Below are 15,520 nucleotides of genomic sequence, written 5' to 3'. Positions count from 1 at the left end.
TGTCCAATCGAAAAATCGAATGCGTGGAATCGGGTAAGCGGATAGTCCGTCCGAGGGAGTCCGCCTCCGCGGCTTACCTGTGGCTCACGACCGGATGATGCAGCGAAAGCCGATGTGGCTGGTTCCCGAGTCGATCGCCTGCGCCGCGCGCGCCGCTGGCCGGTAGCGCTGGCAGTAGTTCGGGGCGCACAGGTGCGAGCCGCCCTTGATCACACGTCTCGGCAGACCGGCCACCGCTGCCTGCGGGTCGATGCTGCCCGACTCGCTGCCCCCGGTGGGATTGCCGGGAATGCAGCATGATTTGTTGCGGGTGTCCGGCATCGCGAACCAGTCCGCTGTCCACTCCCAGACATTGCCGATCATGTCGAGCAGTCCATACCCGTTCGGAGGGAAGCTGCCGACCGGTGAGGTGCCGCTGAAGCCATGCAGCGCAAACTGCTGGTCGGGGAAATCGCCCTGCCAGGTGTTCGCCATGATCCTCCCGCCAGGTTGAAAGCTGTCGCCCCATGCATAAATCTTGCGATCGAGGCCGCCACGGCAGGCGAACTCCCATTCGGCCTCGGTCGGCAAGCTCTTGCCCGCCCATCGGGCGTAGGCTTCCATGTCCGGCACCGCCACCTGCACGACCGGATGGTCTTCGATGGCCTCGATGCCGCTGTCCGGGCCACGAGGATAACGCCAGCAGGCCCCGGCGACCCACTGCCATGGCGGGCCGGGCGCGCGCACCCGCCGCAGCGCCGGATAAACGAAGACCAGCGAACCCGGCACCGCCAATTCAGGAGCCAGTCCAGATTGCTGTTGTTCGAACAGTAGTAGCCGCGCTTGCGCAGGAATTCGGTGAAGGCGCGCAGGGTGGCCGGCAAGCGCGCGACGGCGCGCATGTGGTTGGCGGGTGCGGCGCTCTCCGCCCGTACCCCGGTGATGATGCCGAAGCGCGAGGGCGCGCACACCGGTGAGGTGGCGTACACGTTCCGGTAAAGGATGCCCTGTGCTGCCAGTCCGTCGATGACCGGCGTGCGCGCCAGCTCGTCGCCGTAGGCGCCGATCAGGGGGCGGTTGTCTTCGCTGACCAGCCAGACGATGTTGGGCCGACGAGCCCCTTGCTGGACCGCCCGGGCGGGCAGCACGGTGGCTGCGAGGGCGGGAGCAATCGACTTCAGCAGCCTGCGGCGAGCGAGCTTGGGCATGGAGTCTCCGTCAATGATTTGCCGTGCCGGCAGCCTGGCACGCGACCACCCGCTGGTCGATCGCGCCGAACGGCGTCTCTCCGGACGGCAGGCGCGCGGCCATGCGGACCCGGTCGCCGAAGCGCATGTACGGGGTGGCCGCAGCGCCCTGGGCGATGATCTCGATCACACGCCGCTCCGCGATGCAGGCCGATCCCCGCTCACCGCCGGCATTCGATACGGTACCGGTGCCAACGATGGTGCCGGCGCCCAGTTTGCGCGTACGGGCGGCATGGGCCAGCAGCTCGCCGAAACTGAAATGCATCTCGCCGCCGTGCGGATGACCGAAGCTCGCCTCGTTCCAGGTGACTTCCAGCTCCAGGTGCACGCGTCCGTCGCGCCAGTACTCTCCCAATTCGTCCGGCGTCACCGCGACCGGGGCGAAACTGGTCGACGGCTTGGCCTGCAGGAAGCCGAAGCCGGTCTTCATCTCGCGCGGGCCGAGGCTGCGCAGGCTCCAGTCGTTCAGCTGCACCACCAGGCGAATCGCCTGTTGCGCAGCTGCAGGCGTGGCGCCCATGGCGACCGGGCCGGTGATGACGCCAAACTCGCCCTCGAAGTCGATGCCGAGCGCTTCGTCCGGCATCGGGACCGCTTCGCAAGCGCCGAGGAAGTCGTCCGAGGCGCCCTGGTACATGACGGGGATGGTGTCGAAGTCCGGAATCGGCGCCGTGTTGAAGGCGCGCTCCATCAAGTGGCCGTGGTTCAGGAAGGCAGAGGCGTCGCACCACTGGAAGGTGCGGGGCAGCGGCGCCATGCAGCGCGCCGGGTCGAACGGACGGGCCAGGGGCTTGAGCCCTGCATTCAGTGCGTCCGACAGGCGCTGCAGTTCGGGAGCGACCTCGTCCCAGCGCTGCAACGCCTGCAGCAGGTTCGGCGCGAGGCCCGAGGCCTCGACGGCCCGGCTCAGGTCACGCGAAACCACCATCAGGCAGCCATCGGCTTCGCCATTGCGGTATGTGGCAAATTTCATGCTGTTTCCTTATTTGCGCGGCAGCGCCTGCAGCGCGTCATCGATAATCGCCACCGCGCGCGTCCAGCCGGCCGAGCCGCGGCGCACCTTGTGCGGGAAGCAGCTGATGAAGAAGCCGTGGCCCGGCAGGCTTTCCAGGTTGTGCAGCTTCTCGAGGTGGCAGTAGCCGATGTCGCGGCCGGCCTTGTGGCCTTCCCAGATCAGGGAAGTGTCGCCGGTCTCGGCGATCTTCTTCGCGGTATACGAGAACGGCGCATCCCAGCTCCAGGCGTCGGTGCCCGTCAGGCGCACGCCGCGTTCCAGCAGGTACATGGTCGCCTCGTAGCCCATGCCGCAGCCGGCCTGCACGAAGTCGTTGTGGCCGTAGCGGCTACCGGCGCGGGTGTTCACCACCACGATGTCCAGCGGCTGCAGTTCATGGCCGATGCGCTTCAGCTCCGCTTCGACATCCGCGGCGGTGGCGACATAACCGTCCGGGAAGTGGCGGAAGTCCAGCTTGACGCCCGGCTGGAAGCACCACTCCAGCGGCACCTCGTCGATCGTGATCGAGGCCTTCTTTTCGCCGTTCTTGGCGTCCATCGTCGAATGGAAGTGGTAAGGCGCGTCCAGGTGGGTGCCGCTGTGGGTGGTCATGGTGACCCACTCGGCGGCGGCGGCTTCGCCGTCCGGATAATCCTCGGGCGTGGTGCCCGGGATCATGGCCATGAATTCCGGCAGTGTATCCTGGTGCTTCTGGTATGTGATCCTCGGGGCCAGCGGCGGCGGGTCGGACAGCACCTCGTTCTCGAGGTAGATCGACAGGTCGATGAATTGGCGGGTCATTTTTTCGTCCTCAAATCGGGGCGGCGAGGGCCATCAGGGTCTCGCGCATGATTTTTCCGTGTTCTTCCTTGTCGCCGCCGGCGATCTCGATCTCGCCCAGGCGGCCGGAATTGTGCACCACCATGCGGCAGCGCTCCCAGCGGCGTTCCTGGTAGCGCGCCAGTGCGTCCACCACCGCGCCGCCCTTGCCTACCTCCTCGGCCAGCACGATCGCGTCCTCGATGCCGATGCAGGCGCCGGAGGCCATGTGCGGCGTGGTGGCGTGCACGGTGTCGCCCACCAGCACCACGCGGCCGCGATACCAGGGCGCCGGCACCAGCAGGGACTCCAGCGGTCGGTAGATGATCTGCGAGCGTTCGTCGAGCTGCTGCGCGACCTGCTGCATCAAGGGCGCCGGGAAGCGCGCCAGCAAACCCTTGAGCATGGGCAGGAATTCAGCGGGAGCGATGTGGACGTTCTCCGCGCGGTCCTCGGTCACGAACAGGTACATCTCGTCGTTCGACACCGGGTTGAGGCCGGTCTTGACCTTGGGGCCCAGCCACATCATGGTGCCGGTCACCTCCGCGGGGCGCGGCAGCACCGCGCGCCACACGCCCTGGCCGCTGTACTGCGGCTTGGGCGCGTCCGGGAACAGGGTTTCACGGACCTTCGAGTACAGGCCGTCGGCGCCGATCACCAGATCGTAACGTCCCTGGCTGCCGTCGCTGAAGCTGACGTCGACGCCCTCGCCGTCCTGCTCGATATGGGTGAAGGTACAGCCCAGCCGCACGTTGGCGCCGGCGGCCCGGGTCGCCTCGGCCAGGATGCGCGCCAGCACCGGCCGCATGATGCCTGCGTTGCCCGGAACGTCCGGCCCGGCGATGCGCGGGGTCGGCAGGCTGGCCACCTTGACGCCGGTCGGGATGAAGATGTCGACGCCGTCGGATGCCGCACCCTGTTCCAGGAAGGCGTCCAGCACGCCGAGGCGGCGGAAGGCGCGCAAGGTGGCGCCACCCAGGCTGATCCCGGCGCCGTAGGAGCGCCAGCCCGGGTCGATCTCGACCAGGTCGACCTCGACGCCCTGGCGGCGTAGTTCGATCGCCGCGGCCATGCCGGAGAACCCGCCTCCGATGATGAGTACCTTGTTTGCGCTGCTAGTCATGTTCCGTGTCCCCTCCACCTTCGCGGCAGATGTAAATGTCTTGTTCCGATGTGATGACGATCTCGACGGGCTGCAGCGACTGCCCCAGGCAGGGTCCCAGCGTGCAGACACCGCTTTCGATGTCGAATTGGGCGCCATGGGCGGCGCACACGATGCGGCTGCGGTCACCGTTCAGGTAGGCGTCCTTGCGCCAGGCCATCGGGGTGCCGCCGTGGTGCGGACAGGCATCAGCCCAGCCGAACACCTTGCCGCCGCGGCGCACCAGCAGCACCGTGTCGTGTCCCTCGCCCCAGGGATCGAAGCCGCGCGACTGGCCTTCCGCCAGCGCGTCGTCGCGGCACAGGAATGCCGTTGCCGTCATATACTGCTCCTAGTGGCGCTCGGCGGCGCCCACCGGTCCGGGCGGCGGCCCGCCCGGCGCCCACTTGTCGCGCCGCTCGAACAGGAATAGTTGCGAGGCATCGGCGTCCATCGGGATCGCGCGCGCCGCCCAGGCCTCGTCGTGGATGTCCATGTCGGCGTCGTACTCCACGTGGCAGCCGAGCGGGCTGTTGAAGTACCAGAACCAGTTCGACCCCATCTTGTGGCGCCCCGGGCCCCAGAACGACTGGTAGCCCTTCTCCACGAAGCGGGTGCCGGCCTGCATCACCTCGGTCGGTCCGCCCATGTGGAAGGTGAAGTGCTCGCAGCCCTTCATGAACGGCGGGGTCTGGATCATGAACAGGGTGTGGTGGTCCGCAGTGCCGGCCGGCTGCAGGAAGGGTCCGGCGCCGACCAGGCGGTCGGTGCAGCGGAAACCCAGGCGCTCCACGTAGAAGGCTTCGGCCTTCGCGGTATCGGGCACGAAGTACACCACGTGCGACAGCGTGCGCGGCTTCGCGGGCGCGTTTTCATCGACGCCCAGCACATTCGCCGGGCGCTGGGCCGGGGCGCCGGGCGCATTGATCGCTTCGGCCGGCATCGTGAGCGGACGGCGCACGGTGAGCTGGAAGCCGAGCACGAAGCCCATGTCGTCGACCGCTTCGATCGAGCCGTCCGGCAGGCGCTTCACGTCGCGGTCGCGGCCCAGTTCCTCGGCGATGGCGCCCAGGGCCTGCTGGTCCGCCACGCCGTAGATGGTCTTGCGCAGCATGCTGGCGGTGCCCATCGATGGCGGCAGCGCGGCGTCGTCCTTGTGGGCGATGATGATGGCCGTGCCATCCAGTGCTTCGAAGCGCCCTTCTCCGACCGGGCTCAGGCCGTAGTCGGTCAGGTATTGGGTGCAGGCGTCGACGTCGTCGACGCCGAACAGCAGTGCGTCGGGTCCGATGATATTCATGGGTGTTCTCTTTCTCGATGTGGTCAGATTGCCGTGCGTCCGCCCAGGGCCTCGGCGACCCAGTCGGCGATGTAGGCGCCCGCGTTGGCGGAATTGTCGAAGCTGGAATGCTGCACGCCGCCTTCGCGTTCGGTGAACACTTTCAGCTCACGCTTGGGGCTGTTGACCAGCTGTTCATAGGTGCGCTCGGCCCAGTGCAGCGGAATCTGCGCGTCCTTCTGGCCGTGCGTGACCAGAAACGGCACCCTGATGCGGTCCAGGACGCCGTCCAGGTGGACGTTCTCGGCGATGCGCATGAAGTCTTCCTGGTCCTTGGCGCCCCAGACCCAGCGCACGTGTTCCCAGTAGTGCGGCACCGGGAAGCTGCCCTCCTTGGCCAGGCGCTTCTTCTGCACGTCGCGCCAGTCGTGGTTGGCGCCCCAGACCACGCCCATGGCAAAGCGCGGCTCGAAGGCCACGGCGCGCGGGCAGTAGTAGCCGCCCAGCGACACGCCTTCCAGCCCGATGCGCTTCGGGTCGACATCCGCGCGGGTCTCGAGCCAGTCGACCACCTTGCTGGCCCAGCGTTCGCTGTCGTAGACCGCGTGCATGCCGTGCAGGCGTAGCGCTTCGCCGGTGCCCGGCTGGTCGATGACGAGCGAGGACACGCCGCGCCTGGCCAGCCATTGCGGCAGGCCGACGCGGTACTTCATTTCCTTGGTCGAATCGAGTCCGTTGACCTGCACCAGGATCGGCGCCGCACCAGTCACACCCTCGGCGCGCACGTACAGGCCCGAGATATGCGCGTCGCCGTACGGGATCTCGACACGCTCGCAGTTCTCGCCCGCCAGCTTCAGGCCCTTGTTGAATACCTCGATGAAGCGCTTGTAGAGCTCGATGCGGCCCGGCGCGCCATGGGCTTGCAGGCGCTCGGCGCTCAGGTAGTAGGTGGCAGCGCGGCCGTACTTGTCGCCGGCCGAGATGAGGCGGCCTCGCGCCTCGTCCTCTTCCGCCAGACTGCACAGTTTGTCGGCCATGTTCGACCAGGTCTCGCGAAACGCCCGGGTTCCGGCGGCATCCGGCTGCTTCGCCGCGTCCTGCAGCGGGGCGCACATTTCCTCGATCTCGCCGATGCGCGCGCCCATTTCGATGGCCAGATCGACTGACAGGTTCCAGGGATAGTTGGTAGGAAAATATTTGAACATTTGTAGTGGAATGACTTGTGAATAAATGACGCCTATCCCACTGTATGGAGGCCCGGGCCATCCGTAAAATGGATTATTCCGATACAAGCTATCGGTCGGCTGAATGCGTGGCGGGCGCCTTCCAGTCGGCGGGCTTCAAGCCCTGGCCGAGCAGGCGCTCGGCGTTGCGCCAGGCGATACGCTCATGCTCGTCCTGCGACAGCCCCGGCACCAGGTCCAGCAAGTCCGAGAAGCCATACTGGCCCATGTCGAAGGGATAATCCGAACCGGTCACGACCTGGCCGATACCGGCTTCCTGGATCAGGTGACGCAGCGCCTCCGGTTCGTACACGAGGTTGTCGAACCAGATCTGGCGCAGGTAGTCGCCCGGTGGCCTGGCGCAGCCGCGCGCGTCCGGCCGCGCATGCCAGGCGTGGTTGGAGCGCCCGATGTACGCGGGCAGGTAGCCGCCGCCATGGGCCGCCAGGATCTTCACGCCCGGGTAGCGGTCCAGCACGCCGCCGAAGATCAGGTGGGACAGCGCGATCGTGGTCTCGAGGGGCTGGCCGATCACGTTCGACAGGTAATGGCGGTCGAGGCGGGCTCCCAGGGTCGTGCCGAAAGGATGGATGAACACGATGCACCCGAGTTCCTCCACCTTGGCCCAGAAGCGCTCGAACATCGGATCCGCCAGCTCCTTACCGGCCACCATCGTCGAGATCTCCACGCCGCGCAGGCCCAGCTTGCGCACGGCGTGCTCGAGCTGTTCGATCGCGAGCACCGGATGCTGCAGCGCCAGCGTGCCCAGGCCGAGGAAGCGGTCCGGATGCGTCGCGCACAACTCAGCCATTGCCTCGTTCTGGATGCGAACCACCTCGACAGCCAGGTCCGGCTCGGCCCAGTAATAGTGCTGGGTCGAGGTAGGGCTTACCAGCTGCATGTCGACGCCCATGACATCCATGTCGCCCAGGCGCTGCTGTAGATTGGTCAGCTTCGGGCCGGCTTGCGGCAGCATCACCCTGTTGTTGTAGTCGACGGTCTCCATGCCCAGCGCCTTGAGCATGAGCTCAGGCTCGGCCAGCTTCTGCGGCAGTCCCGCAACCAGCTTTTCAACCTCCGGGAAGAAGGCGTGGCAATGGAGGTCGACGGTGAATGTCCGGGCCTTGCGGCGTGCCGCGTCCTGCACGTGGACCGGGGACTTGTCGGGACAATCGCCAGGGCAGGTCGGCGTACATCGGTGAAACAGCATGGGGTCTCCTGATCGTGAGTGGACTGGCGAGCCACCCCGCGGGCGGCTTGAATCCAGGCGATTCTACCGAGCCCATGCCCGCTGCCGGCATGCGTTTTTCCGATCGCTCCCATCGGCCGAACCGATGGGTCGCGCCGCCCCGCAGCTATCGGTTTTGCCGAGGTCTGCTAGCGGAATTCACCATTCGTCAACGGGAAAGGCCGTCCCTATACTGGCGGCTTGCCGCTACCAACAAAGGATAGAACTGTATGATGGACACGAACACCCAGGCCGGCTTCAAGCTCGGCAGCTTTTCGGCCGCCGGCTCCCCTGTCTTCGCAGGACTTGTGCGGGGTGATCAGGTCATTGCCCTGCAGGCGCTGAAGAAAGTAGCTGAGGCCAAGGGGCTGCAACTGAGCGGCAGCGAATCGGTGTTTGCCCTGCTGCAGAACTGGCAAACCAACTTCGGCGCATTGTGCGAGGCGCTCGCGCTGGCCGACCAGACCGGCGCGCTCGACTGGGCCCCGGTCTCCGGCCTCAAGGTGCACGCCCCGGTCGAGCTGCCACGCCAGATCTTCTGCACCGGCGCGAACTACTTCAAGCACGTCGTGGATATGCTGGTCAGCATGGGTCCTGGCGCGCAGCCCGCGACTGCGGGAATGACGCCGGCCGAACTACGCGCTTACGCTGAAAATTTGATGAGCGAGCGCGCGGCGACGGGCTCACCCTACGTCTTCAGCAAGGTCCCCTCCGCAGTGACCGGCCCATACGACCCGGTCATCCTGCCCGCACTGGCCAGCGAACCCGATTGGGAACTGGAACTGGCGGTCGTGATCGGCAAGCCCGCACGCCATGTGCGACGCGACGACGCGCTGGACTACATCGCGGGCTACACGATCGCCAATGACATCACCAGCCGCGACCTGATCTGGTGCAAGGAGCCGAAGGCCATGGGCACGGACTGGGTGTCGAGCAAGAACTCCCCTACCTTCCTACCGCTCGGCCCTTACCTGGTGCCGGCCGCTTTCGTCGCCAATCCACAGCAGCTGCAGATCGTACTCAAGCTCAACGGCGAGGTCATGCAGGATGAAAGCACGTCCGACATGATCTTCGATATCGCTCGCCAGATCGAGTACATCTCGAGCCGTGTGCAATTGTGGCCGGGCGACGTCATCTGCACCGGTTCGCCGGCCGGTAACGGCATCCACTACAAACGCTTCCTGCGCGACGGCGACGTGATGGAAGCGTCGATTACCGGCCTTGGCGAACAGCGCAATCCCTGCGTCGCCGAGGCCGCCGTCAGGTAAAGCCGCTCAGGCCGATTCCGGCACCCTGCGCGTGGCGAGGAAGTCTTCCAGACTCTCGCCGCGCATGCTCGCATAGACCTGCAGGTTCGACATTTTCTGCACACGTGCGAATTTTTCGAGCACGAAGAAGGACACGCCATACTGGACCAGGCCGAGCCAGTCCCGGCTGCGCACCAGTGCCTTTTCCTGCTCGATCAGGTCCGATTCGCCGAACGCCGCCTCCAGGTCGCGGGCGACCAGTTCACGGAAGGCCGGCTCCCGGTGACGCCAGAAGAAGCGGTTCAGCTTCAGGGCCTTGACGCTGTGTTCGATGTCAAACGTATACGTGCCCGGGATATCCTCCACACCCAGCAGCTGGGTATTCGAATGCCTCAGCGGCAGCGCAGAGGGCTCCGCGACATCCTGCTCATACAGCGCCACCGCCATGTTGGTCGTCGTCGCCAGATAGTGGTTCTGGTGCAGGCAGCGGATCTTGCCGGCCAGGGCGCCGCGCATGGCCATCCACATGATCACTTCAGCGCTTTCCGCACCGCCACGACGGATCAGCTCCGCATGCGTCAGTCCGGTCAGGAATTCCGGCCGCTCGACGAACAGCTCCAGGAATTCCTCATCCCAGTCGGTGTCGTTGAAGCCGGTGCGTTCGCCGTGGATCTGGTGCGACAGTCCACCGGTGCCAACCACGACCACCTTCAGGTCGTCAGGGAATGACTCGATGGCGCGCCGCACTGCCTGCCCAAGCTTGTAGCAGCGCGCCGCTGTCGGTAGGGGGTGCTGGAGAACGTTGATGGCGATCGGCAGGATCGCGCCCGGCCAGTCAGGCTCGTGCGGCCACATCAAACCCAGCGGCGAATTGCAGCCATGGTCGAGCGGCCGGTCCTGGAACACGGCCATGTCGAATTCTTCGTTGACCAGGCGGTTGGCGACGTGTTCGGCCAGCTTCGCGTGCCCCTTGATCCTGGGTAGCGGACGGCGGCCCGCGCCCTCGTCGGCCATGTCGAATTCCGGCGATACGCCAATGGAAAAGGTGGGATAGCAGTCGAAGAAGAAGCTGTTCGCATGGTCGTTGTAGAAGAAGACCAGGACATCGGGCTGCTTCTCTTCCAGCCACTTTGCCACCGGCTGGTAGCCTTCGAACAGCGGCGCCCAGGCCGGGTCGTTTTGCCGCTTCTTGTCGTAGGCCAGGCCGATGGTGGGGACGTGGGAGGTGCCGATACCGCCAATGATTGTTGCCATATTGTTTCCTATATCCAGAACGATCCACGCCTTTCGGCAAATTTCCATCCGTCTTCCGTCAACGCAAAGAGGTCCTTGAACACGCCTGGCATGGGCGTTGCAGCCGGCGGCGCCGTGCCGTCCGAGGCCCTGGGGGCGGACAACAGCAAAATCCTCGACCTGCCCTGTGCACGATCCGCGTCCAGGACATCGATGAGGATGTCGCTGCAGACATGAAAGGTCATGGTGTCAGGCGCCCGCTTGCGGAAAGACGCGAGGATCGCCTCGCGTCCCCGAATGGCCTGGCCAGGCGCGGATGGCCGGTAGAGCACCGCATCGTCCGTGAAGAGCGCGGCCAGCTCCTCGAAGCGCCGCTCGTCGTTCAGGTAGGCGTAATGCGAAACGAGATCGGCGCAGGTACGGCGGATCGATTCGTCATGCATCGTCATCACCCAGCGCCAGCCATTCGCGGAGCGCGGCGAGTACCGCATCGGGCTGCTCCATCATCGACATGTGGCCACATTGCGCGATCAGGCGCAGCACGGAGCCCGGCGCCAGTTCCGCCATCCGGCGATGGCGCTCCGGCGGACTCCAGCCGTCTTCCATGCCGCACAGGATGAGCGTCGGGCAGTCGAGGTTCTGCAACACGCCGGTCGCATCCGGCCGGCCCAGCAAGGCACGCGTCTGCGCCGCGTAGATCGTGCCCGACATGCGCCCCACCATATCGAGCACGGCCTGGACCAGGAGCGGATCACCGCGATGGCGCGGCGCCAGCATCGGGAGACCCCAGGCAGCCGCGACAGAGTCGATGCCCTCTCGCAGGGCTTGGTCGACGAGGACGCCGCGCCTGCCTGCTTCATCCGCCGCGGCGGCCTCGAATCCGGTGTCGAGCAGCGCCACACGCTCCACGCGCGGCGCCGCACGGCGCAGCACTTCGAGCGCAACCCGTCCGCCCATCGAATGCCCCGCCAGCGCAAACGTCTGCGGCGCGTTGCGCAGGACATGCTCGGCCATCGCCTCCATCGAGTCCTGTTCCACGAATTTGAGGATCCGCACATCGTAGTCGCGCCGCAACGCCTCGGCCTGGGCTTCCCACACGACCTCGTCACACAGCAGGCCGCACAACAGCATCAGTGTTTTCATCAGATGTCCAGTACAAGCAGGCTGGTCTTGGCACGCGAACAGCAAGGGGTGAACTGGTCGTTCGCGGCCTGCTCTTCTTCGGTCAGGTACAGGTCGCGGTGATCCGGCACGCCGTCCAGCACGCGGGTCAGGCAGGTTCCGCAGACGCCTTCCTCGCATGAATACGGCACATCGATGCCCTGCTCCGCCAGCACCTGGATGACCGTGCGCCCAGCCGGCACCCTCAAGACCTGTCCGCTCGATGCGAGCTTCACGTCGAAAGGCCGGTCGCCTGCGGTGTCGATGACCGCGCCCGAGAAATACTCGACGTGCAGCTGCGCATCAGGCCAGCCATGTGCGCGTGCCGATGCCAGCACGTACCCGATGAAGCCTGACGGTCCGCACACATACAAATGCTGGTCCGACGGCGCCGCCAGCAAGACGGAAAGGTCCAGCTTCTGCGCCGCGTCGCCGCTGTCGTAATGGAAGTGCACCTGCCGGGAAAATCCGGACGCCGCGAGTCGTTCGCGGAATGCCGCATGTTCCGGCGAGCGTACGCAATAGTGCATCTCGAAGGCGGCGCCTTTCGCCGCCAACGCTTCCGCCATCGCCAGGATGGGCGTAACACCGATGCCGCCGGCGATCAGGAGCGTGCGCGCCGCATCGACCAGGGGGAAGTGGTTCCTGGGCGCGCTGATGGTCAGTACCGAGCCGGCATCTACCTTCTCGTGCATCGCAAGGGAGCCGCCGCGCGAGCCAGCGTCGCGCAGGACGCCGATCAGGTAGCGGTGCGTCTCATGCGGTGCATTGCACAGCGAATACTGGCGCACGTGCTCATTACCGACATGTACGTCGATATGGGCGCCGGCGTCGAATGGCGGCAATGGCGCCCCGTCCAGGGGCACCAGTTCGTAGCTGCAGATGCCCTCGGCCTCGCATACCTTGGCCGCGACGCGGACCTCGATCGTGCTCATGCCGCCCCCTGGGCTGCGCCCTCGAGTGCGAGCCAGCGGTCGATGATCCGGCGCGACTGCACGCCGCCGGCGTCGATGTTCAGCATCAGGAGCTTGCGCTCGGGATGGCGCAGGATGTTCTGCTGCTGGAGCTCCAGCATTTCGCGGTCTTCGCCGAAGATTTTCCCTTGCCCCTCGCGGATCATCCCGGTCAGCTCGGCGTCATCCGGCCTGAATTTGCGCGCCATGCCCCAGAAATACCAGTGCGAGGTCTCGGTCTCCGGCGTGATGAAGTCGACCACGATGCTCGACACCTTGTGGGCCGGGTCCGCGTGGTAGCCGCCCTTTCCCGCATGCGCCACCCCGACTTCGATCATCACGTGGCTCGGGGCATTGAAACGGCAGATCTGCCAGCGGTCCACCGGCACGTCGTCCGCCAGGCCGTTGCCTCTCAATGCCGCGCGCCAGAACGGCGGTGCGCCGATGTTTTCCATGAAGCGGCTGGTCACCACCTGCTCGCCCTCGACCCTGGTCGTCACCGGCGCCTCGTCGATTTCCCTTTGTCCGATGCTCGACGCATGGACATAGGTCTCATGGGTGAGGTCCATCAGGTTGTCGACCATGAGGCGGTAATCGCAGTTGATGTGATACAGCCCCCCGCCATACGCCCATTCCGGATTGTCGGACCATTCGAGATGGTGGATCGCAGCCGGATCGGCCAGCTTCTCGTCGCCGGTCCAGACCCAGATGAAGCCGTAGCGCTCTTCGACCGGATAGCTGCGGATACACGGGAAACCGCGGACGCGCTGGCCAGGCATGCTGATCGTCTTGCCTTCGCAGCCCATCTCCAGGCCGTGGTAGCCACAGACCAGCTTGCCGTCGCGGACGAATCCCAGCGATAGCGGCGCGCCCCGGTGCGGGCAGAAATCCTCGACCGCCGCCACCCTGCCTTGCTCACCGCGGTAGAACACGATCTTCTCGCCGCAAATCTGCCGGCCCAGGGGCTTGCCGGCGATTTCGTCGGGGGTGCAGGCGACGTACCATGCGTTTTTTGGGAACATGCTTGTTTCCTTCATTGTTTGCGGTGAATCGGATTCATATTCAGTACACTGAATGTTCAATACAAAGACCATCACACTTGCCAATCATGCCGACTGATCAACAATATGACGTGCAGCATCGCGAGATGCTCGCAATCGACGAGCATCCGGGCCACCTTCTGCGCCGCGCGCAGCAAATCTCGGTCTCGATCTTCTACGACGAACTGGGCGACCAACTGACACCAGTGCAATATGCAATCCTCAGCCAGCTGGCCCTGCACCCCGGTATCGACCAGGTATCGCTGGCCGGTTTGGCCGCGATCGATACCTCTACCGGGGCAAGCGTGTGCGCGCGGCTGGAAGAGAAAGGCCTGCTCGAGCGTCACGTGATTGCGCATAACCGGCGCCAGCGTGCGCTGAACATCACCTCCGGTGGCACGCGGATGCTGGAAACCATGCAAGCCGGCGCCTTGCGGCTGCGCGAGCGCCTGCTTGCACCCCTGGGCCCGGCGGAGCAGCGCAGGTTCATGGAACTGCTGGCCAAGCTGGTACGGGAAAACAACGCGCAGAGCCGGGCGCCGCTGGCCGTGCCAGGCATAGCCTGGACGGCCTGCAAGCCGGATCCCGCTAGCGCACGCCCTCTCCAGCCAGCGCGTCGCCGGTGAAACTGGCCTCCGGCTGACGGCCGATGATGCGGTAGTGGGTGTTCTTCTCATTCACCACGCCGCTCATGTACCAGGCGCCGGTGATCAGGTCATTGAAACCGAACTGCTGCGGCGGGGTGGTGGCCGGCAGGTCCGGCATCACGACCGGGTGTGACCACAAGGTCTTCCACAGCTGGGCCTTGGCATCCCAGCGGTCGCCCAGCACCGCCACCCAGCTGTCTTCGTCCACGTAGTAGCGCGAGCGCGGCGCCTGGTGGCGTTTGCCCTGCTTGAGCGTGGCCTCGACCACCCACACGCGGTGCAATTCCCAGCGCACGTGGTCCGGGTTCAGGTGATTGGGGCCGAAGACCTCGGCGTCGCTTTTCGGCGTGAACAGGCCGTTGGCGTTATACGGGATGTACATCTCCTTCTTGCCGACGATCTTCCAGTCGAAGCGGTCGCCACGCCCGCCCCAGACGTCGATCTCGTCAAAACTCATCACGCCGGCCGAGGCCGGCGTTGGCGTGTCGCAGCAGGCGTTCGGCAGTTTGCGCGTGCGCCGCTGACCGGTCAGGTAGACCCAGGCCTGGCTCTTGTCCGGATCCAGGTTTTCCGATCCGGTGATCGCTTCGCCGGCACGGATCGCGGGCGCCGCCGTCACCAGGCGCAGCATCCAGTAGTTGTTGTTCTTGAACTTGTCGGCACCGTCCTTGAAGTAATACGGCATCTGGTAGGTGCCCTGCCCTTCGCTGGACAGCACGCGCTTGCCGTCGGAGGTGGTCAGGTATTGGCGGAAATCCTGCTGCCAGGCCTCGCCGCGCCAGTGCAGCAAGTGGTTGGACATTACCTCCCAGCCGCTTTTCGGAATCGGGAAGGGAATGCCGCCGTAGGCGCCACTCACGGTGTCCCCGTCGAGTTTGGCGCTGGTGGCGTTCTTGAAGGTGTTGTCATACACCCACTGCGGCGCCGCCGCGGTGCGACGGGTGGTGTAGACGTCGACGCGGTAGCTGTTCGGGTACTTCTTCAGCAGCGCCTTGGTGCCGTCCGTCAGCTTGTCGGCATGCTGGTCCATGTTCTTGGCCGTGATCTGGAACAGCGGTTTGTCGCTGGCGAAGGGATCGCCGCGCCGGCCGCCGTTCTTGAAGCCGGCGAGCGGCGTGGCGTGGCCGCCGGTCCAGGCGGGAATGGTCCCTTCCTTGTTGCCGGCCCGTTCCGCCCCCATCGGGGTCAAGGTGGTTTTCAGCTGGGCCGCCTCGTCGGCGGTCACGCCTGCATAGGCGAATCCATAAGCGCCGAATGCCATCGCCAGGCAGAATCCCGGCATCAGGCGCATCGTGATTTTTTTCGTATCGGTGTGGTGCATGGTGTGCT

The 15,520-nt window shown here is 65.5% G+C and carries 16 protein-coding genes and 1 pseudogene; 2 read left to right on the top strand and 15 right to left on the bottom strand.

Going from position 1 to position 15,520, the window contains the following annotated elements; translation table 11 throughout:
• Positions 1-84: 84 nt before the first annotated feature.
• From BM031_RS14725 to BM031_RS14685, 9 genes and pseudogenes are all read right to left on the bottom strand, one after another.
• The gene (locus BM031_RS14725) at positions 85-768 is read right to left on the bottom strand and encodes a formylglycine-generating enzyme family protein (protein ID WP_218147603.1); all 684 of its coding nucleotides are present in this window, start codon (positions 766-768) and stop codon (positions 85-87) included.
• 101 nt (positions 769-869) lie between these two features.
• A pseudogene (locus BM031_RS26365) lies at positions 870-1,187 on the bottom strand (sulfatase-like hydrolase/transferase); the annotation flags it as partial.
• Positions 1,188-1,197: 10 nt separating this feature from the next.
• On the bottom strand, positions 1,198-2,199 hold the full coding sequence (locus BM031_RS14715; RefSeq protein WP_091875321.1) for a fumarylacetoacetate hydrolase family protein: 1,002 nt from the start codon (positions 2,197-2,199) through the stop codon (positions 1,198-1,200).
• Between the two features lie 9 nt (positions 2,200-2,208).
• Positions 2,209-3,021 carry a cyclase family protein gene (locus tag BM031_RS14710; protein ID WP_091875320.1) on the bottom strand — a complete coding sequence of 271 codons (813 nt, stop codon included), beginning with the start codon at positions 3,019-3,021 and terminating at the stop codon, positions 2,209-2,211.
• A gap of 10 nt (positions 3,022-3,031) precedes the next feature.
• Positions 3,032-4,162, bottom strand: coding sequence for an FAD-dependent oxidoreductase (locus BM031_RS14705; protein ID WP_091875319.1), 1,131 nt, complete (start codon positions 4,160-4,162; stop codon positions 3,032-3,034).
• Positions 4,155-4,523, bottom strand: coding sequence for a Rieske (2Fe-2S) protein (locus BM031_RS14700; RefSeq protein WP_091875318.1), 369 nt, complete (start codon positions 4,521-4,523; stop codon positions 4,155-4,157). The genes BM031_RS14705 and BM031_RS14700 overlap by 8 nt, the downstream gene beginning before the upstream one ends.
• Positions 4,524-4,532: 9 nt before the next feature.
• A complete protein-coding gene (locus tag BM031_RS14695) occupies positions 4,533-5,480 on the bottom strand; it encodes a VOC family protein (RefSeq protein WP_091875317.1) in 948 nt (315 codons plus the stop codon).
• 23 nt (positions 5,481-5,503) lie between these two features.
• Positions 5,504-6,664, bottom strand: coding sequence for an alpha/beta hydrolase family protein (locus tag BM031_RS14690; RefSeq protein ID WP_091875316.1), 1,161 nt, complete (start codon positions 6,662-6,664; stop codon positions 5,504-5,506).
• Positions 6,665-6,752: 88 nt separating this feature from the next.
• Positions 6,753-7,892 (bottom strand): amidohydrolase family protein, encoded by a 1,140-nt coding sequence (locus tag BM031_RS14685; RefSeq protein WP_091875315.1) that lies wholly within the window; start codon positions 7,890-7,892, stop codon positions 6,753-6,755.
• Between the two features lie 248 nt (positions 7,893-8,140).
• On the opposite strand from BM031_RS14685, the gene BM031_RS14680 reads away from it, so the two are divergent.
• Positions 8,141-9,178: a fumarylacetoacetate hydrolase family protein gene (locus BM031_RS14680; protein WP_229408907.1), complete on the top strand. Its 1,038-nt coding sequence runs from the start codon at positions 8,141-8,143 to the stop codon at positions 9,176-9,178.
• 6 nt (positions 9,179-9,184) lie between these two features.
• On the opposite strand, the gene BM031_RS14675 is transcribed toward BM031_RS14680, so the two are convergent.
• From BM031_RS14675 to BM031_RS14655, 5 genes are read right to left on the bottom strand one after another with little or no spacing between them, the layout of a single operon-like run.
• The gene (locus BM031_RS14675) at positions 9,185-10,411 is read right to left on the bottom strand and encodes a gallate dioxygenase (protein WP_091875314.1); all 1,227 of its coding nucleotides are present in this window, start codon (positions 10,409-10,411) and stop codon (positions 9,185-9,187) included.
• 8 nt (positions 10,412-10,419) lie between these two features.
• Complete coding sequence (locus BM031_RS14670; RefSeq protein WP_218147602.1) at positions 10,420-10,839, bottom strand: nuclear transport factor 2 family protein; 420 nt, start codon at positions 10,837-10,839, stop codon at positions 10,420-10,422.
• Entirely contained in the window at positions 10,826-11,533 is a 708-nt protein-coding gene (locus tag BM031_RS14665) for an alpha/beta fold hydrolase (protein ID WP_091875313.1), read from the bottom strand. Before BM031_RS14665 ends, BM031_RS14670 begins: the two co-directional genes overlap by 14 nt.
• Positions 11,533-12,486 carry a PDR/VanB family oxidoreductase gene (locus BM031_RS14660; protein ID WP_091875312.1) on the bottom strand — a complete coding sequence of 318 codons (954 nt, stop codon included), beginning with the start codon at positions 12,484-12,486 and terminating at the stop codon, positions 11,533-11,535. The genes BM031_RS14665 and BM031_RS14660 overlap by 1 nt, the downstream gene beginning before the upstream one ends.
• The gene (locus BM031_RS14655) at positions 12,483-13,526 is read right to left on the bottom strand and encodes an aromatic ring-hydroxylating dioxygenase subunit alpha (protein ID WP_091875311.1); all 1,044 of its coding nucleotides are present in this window, start codon (positions 13,524-13,526) and stop codon (positions 12,483-12,485) included. The genes BM031_RS14660 and BM031_RS14655 overlap by 4 nt, the downstream gene beginning before the upstream one ends.
• An 86-nt stretch (positions 13,527-13,612) precedes the next feature.
• Between BM031_RS14655 and BM031_RS14650 the strand changes: the two genes are divergently transcribed.
• A complete protein-coding gene (locus BM031_RS14650; protein ID WP_229408905.1) occupies positions 13,613-14,170 on the top strand; it encodes a MarR family winged helix-turn-helix transcriptional regulator in 558 nt (185 codons plus the stop codon).
• On the opposite strand, the gene BM031_RS14645 is transcribed toward BM031_RS14650, so the two are convergent.
• Positions 14,133-15,512 carry a DUF1329 domain-containing protein gene (locus tag BM031_RS14645; RefSeq protein ID WP_091875309.1) on the bottom strand — a complete coding sequence of 460 codons (1,380 nt, stop codon included), beginning with the start codon at positions 15,510-15,512 and terminating at the stop codon, positions 14,133-14,135. The two genes, BM031_RS14650 and BM031_RS14645, sit on opposite strands and share 38 nt — an antisense overlap.
• Positions 15,513-15,520: the final 8 nt, after the last annotated feature.

Source organism: Massilia yuzhufengensis (assembly GCF_900112225.1).
GTDB lineage: Bacteria > Pseudomonadota > Gammaproteobacteria > Burkholderiales > Burkholderiaceae_D > Telluria > Telluria yuzhufengensis.
Note: the sequence above shows the minus strand (reverse complement) of the source record. Positions and strands in the feature narration are given on the sequence as shown.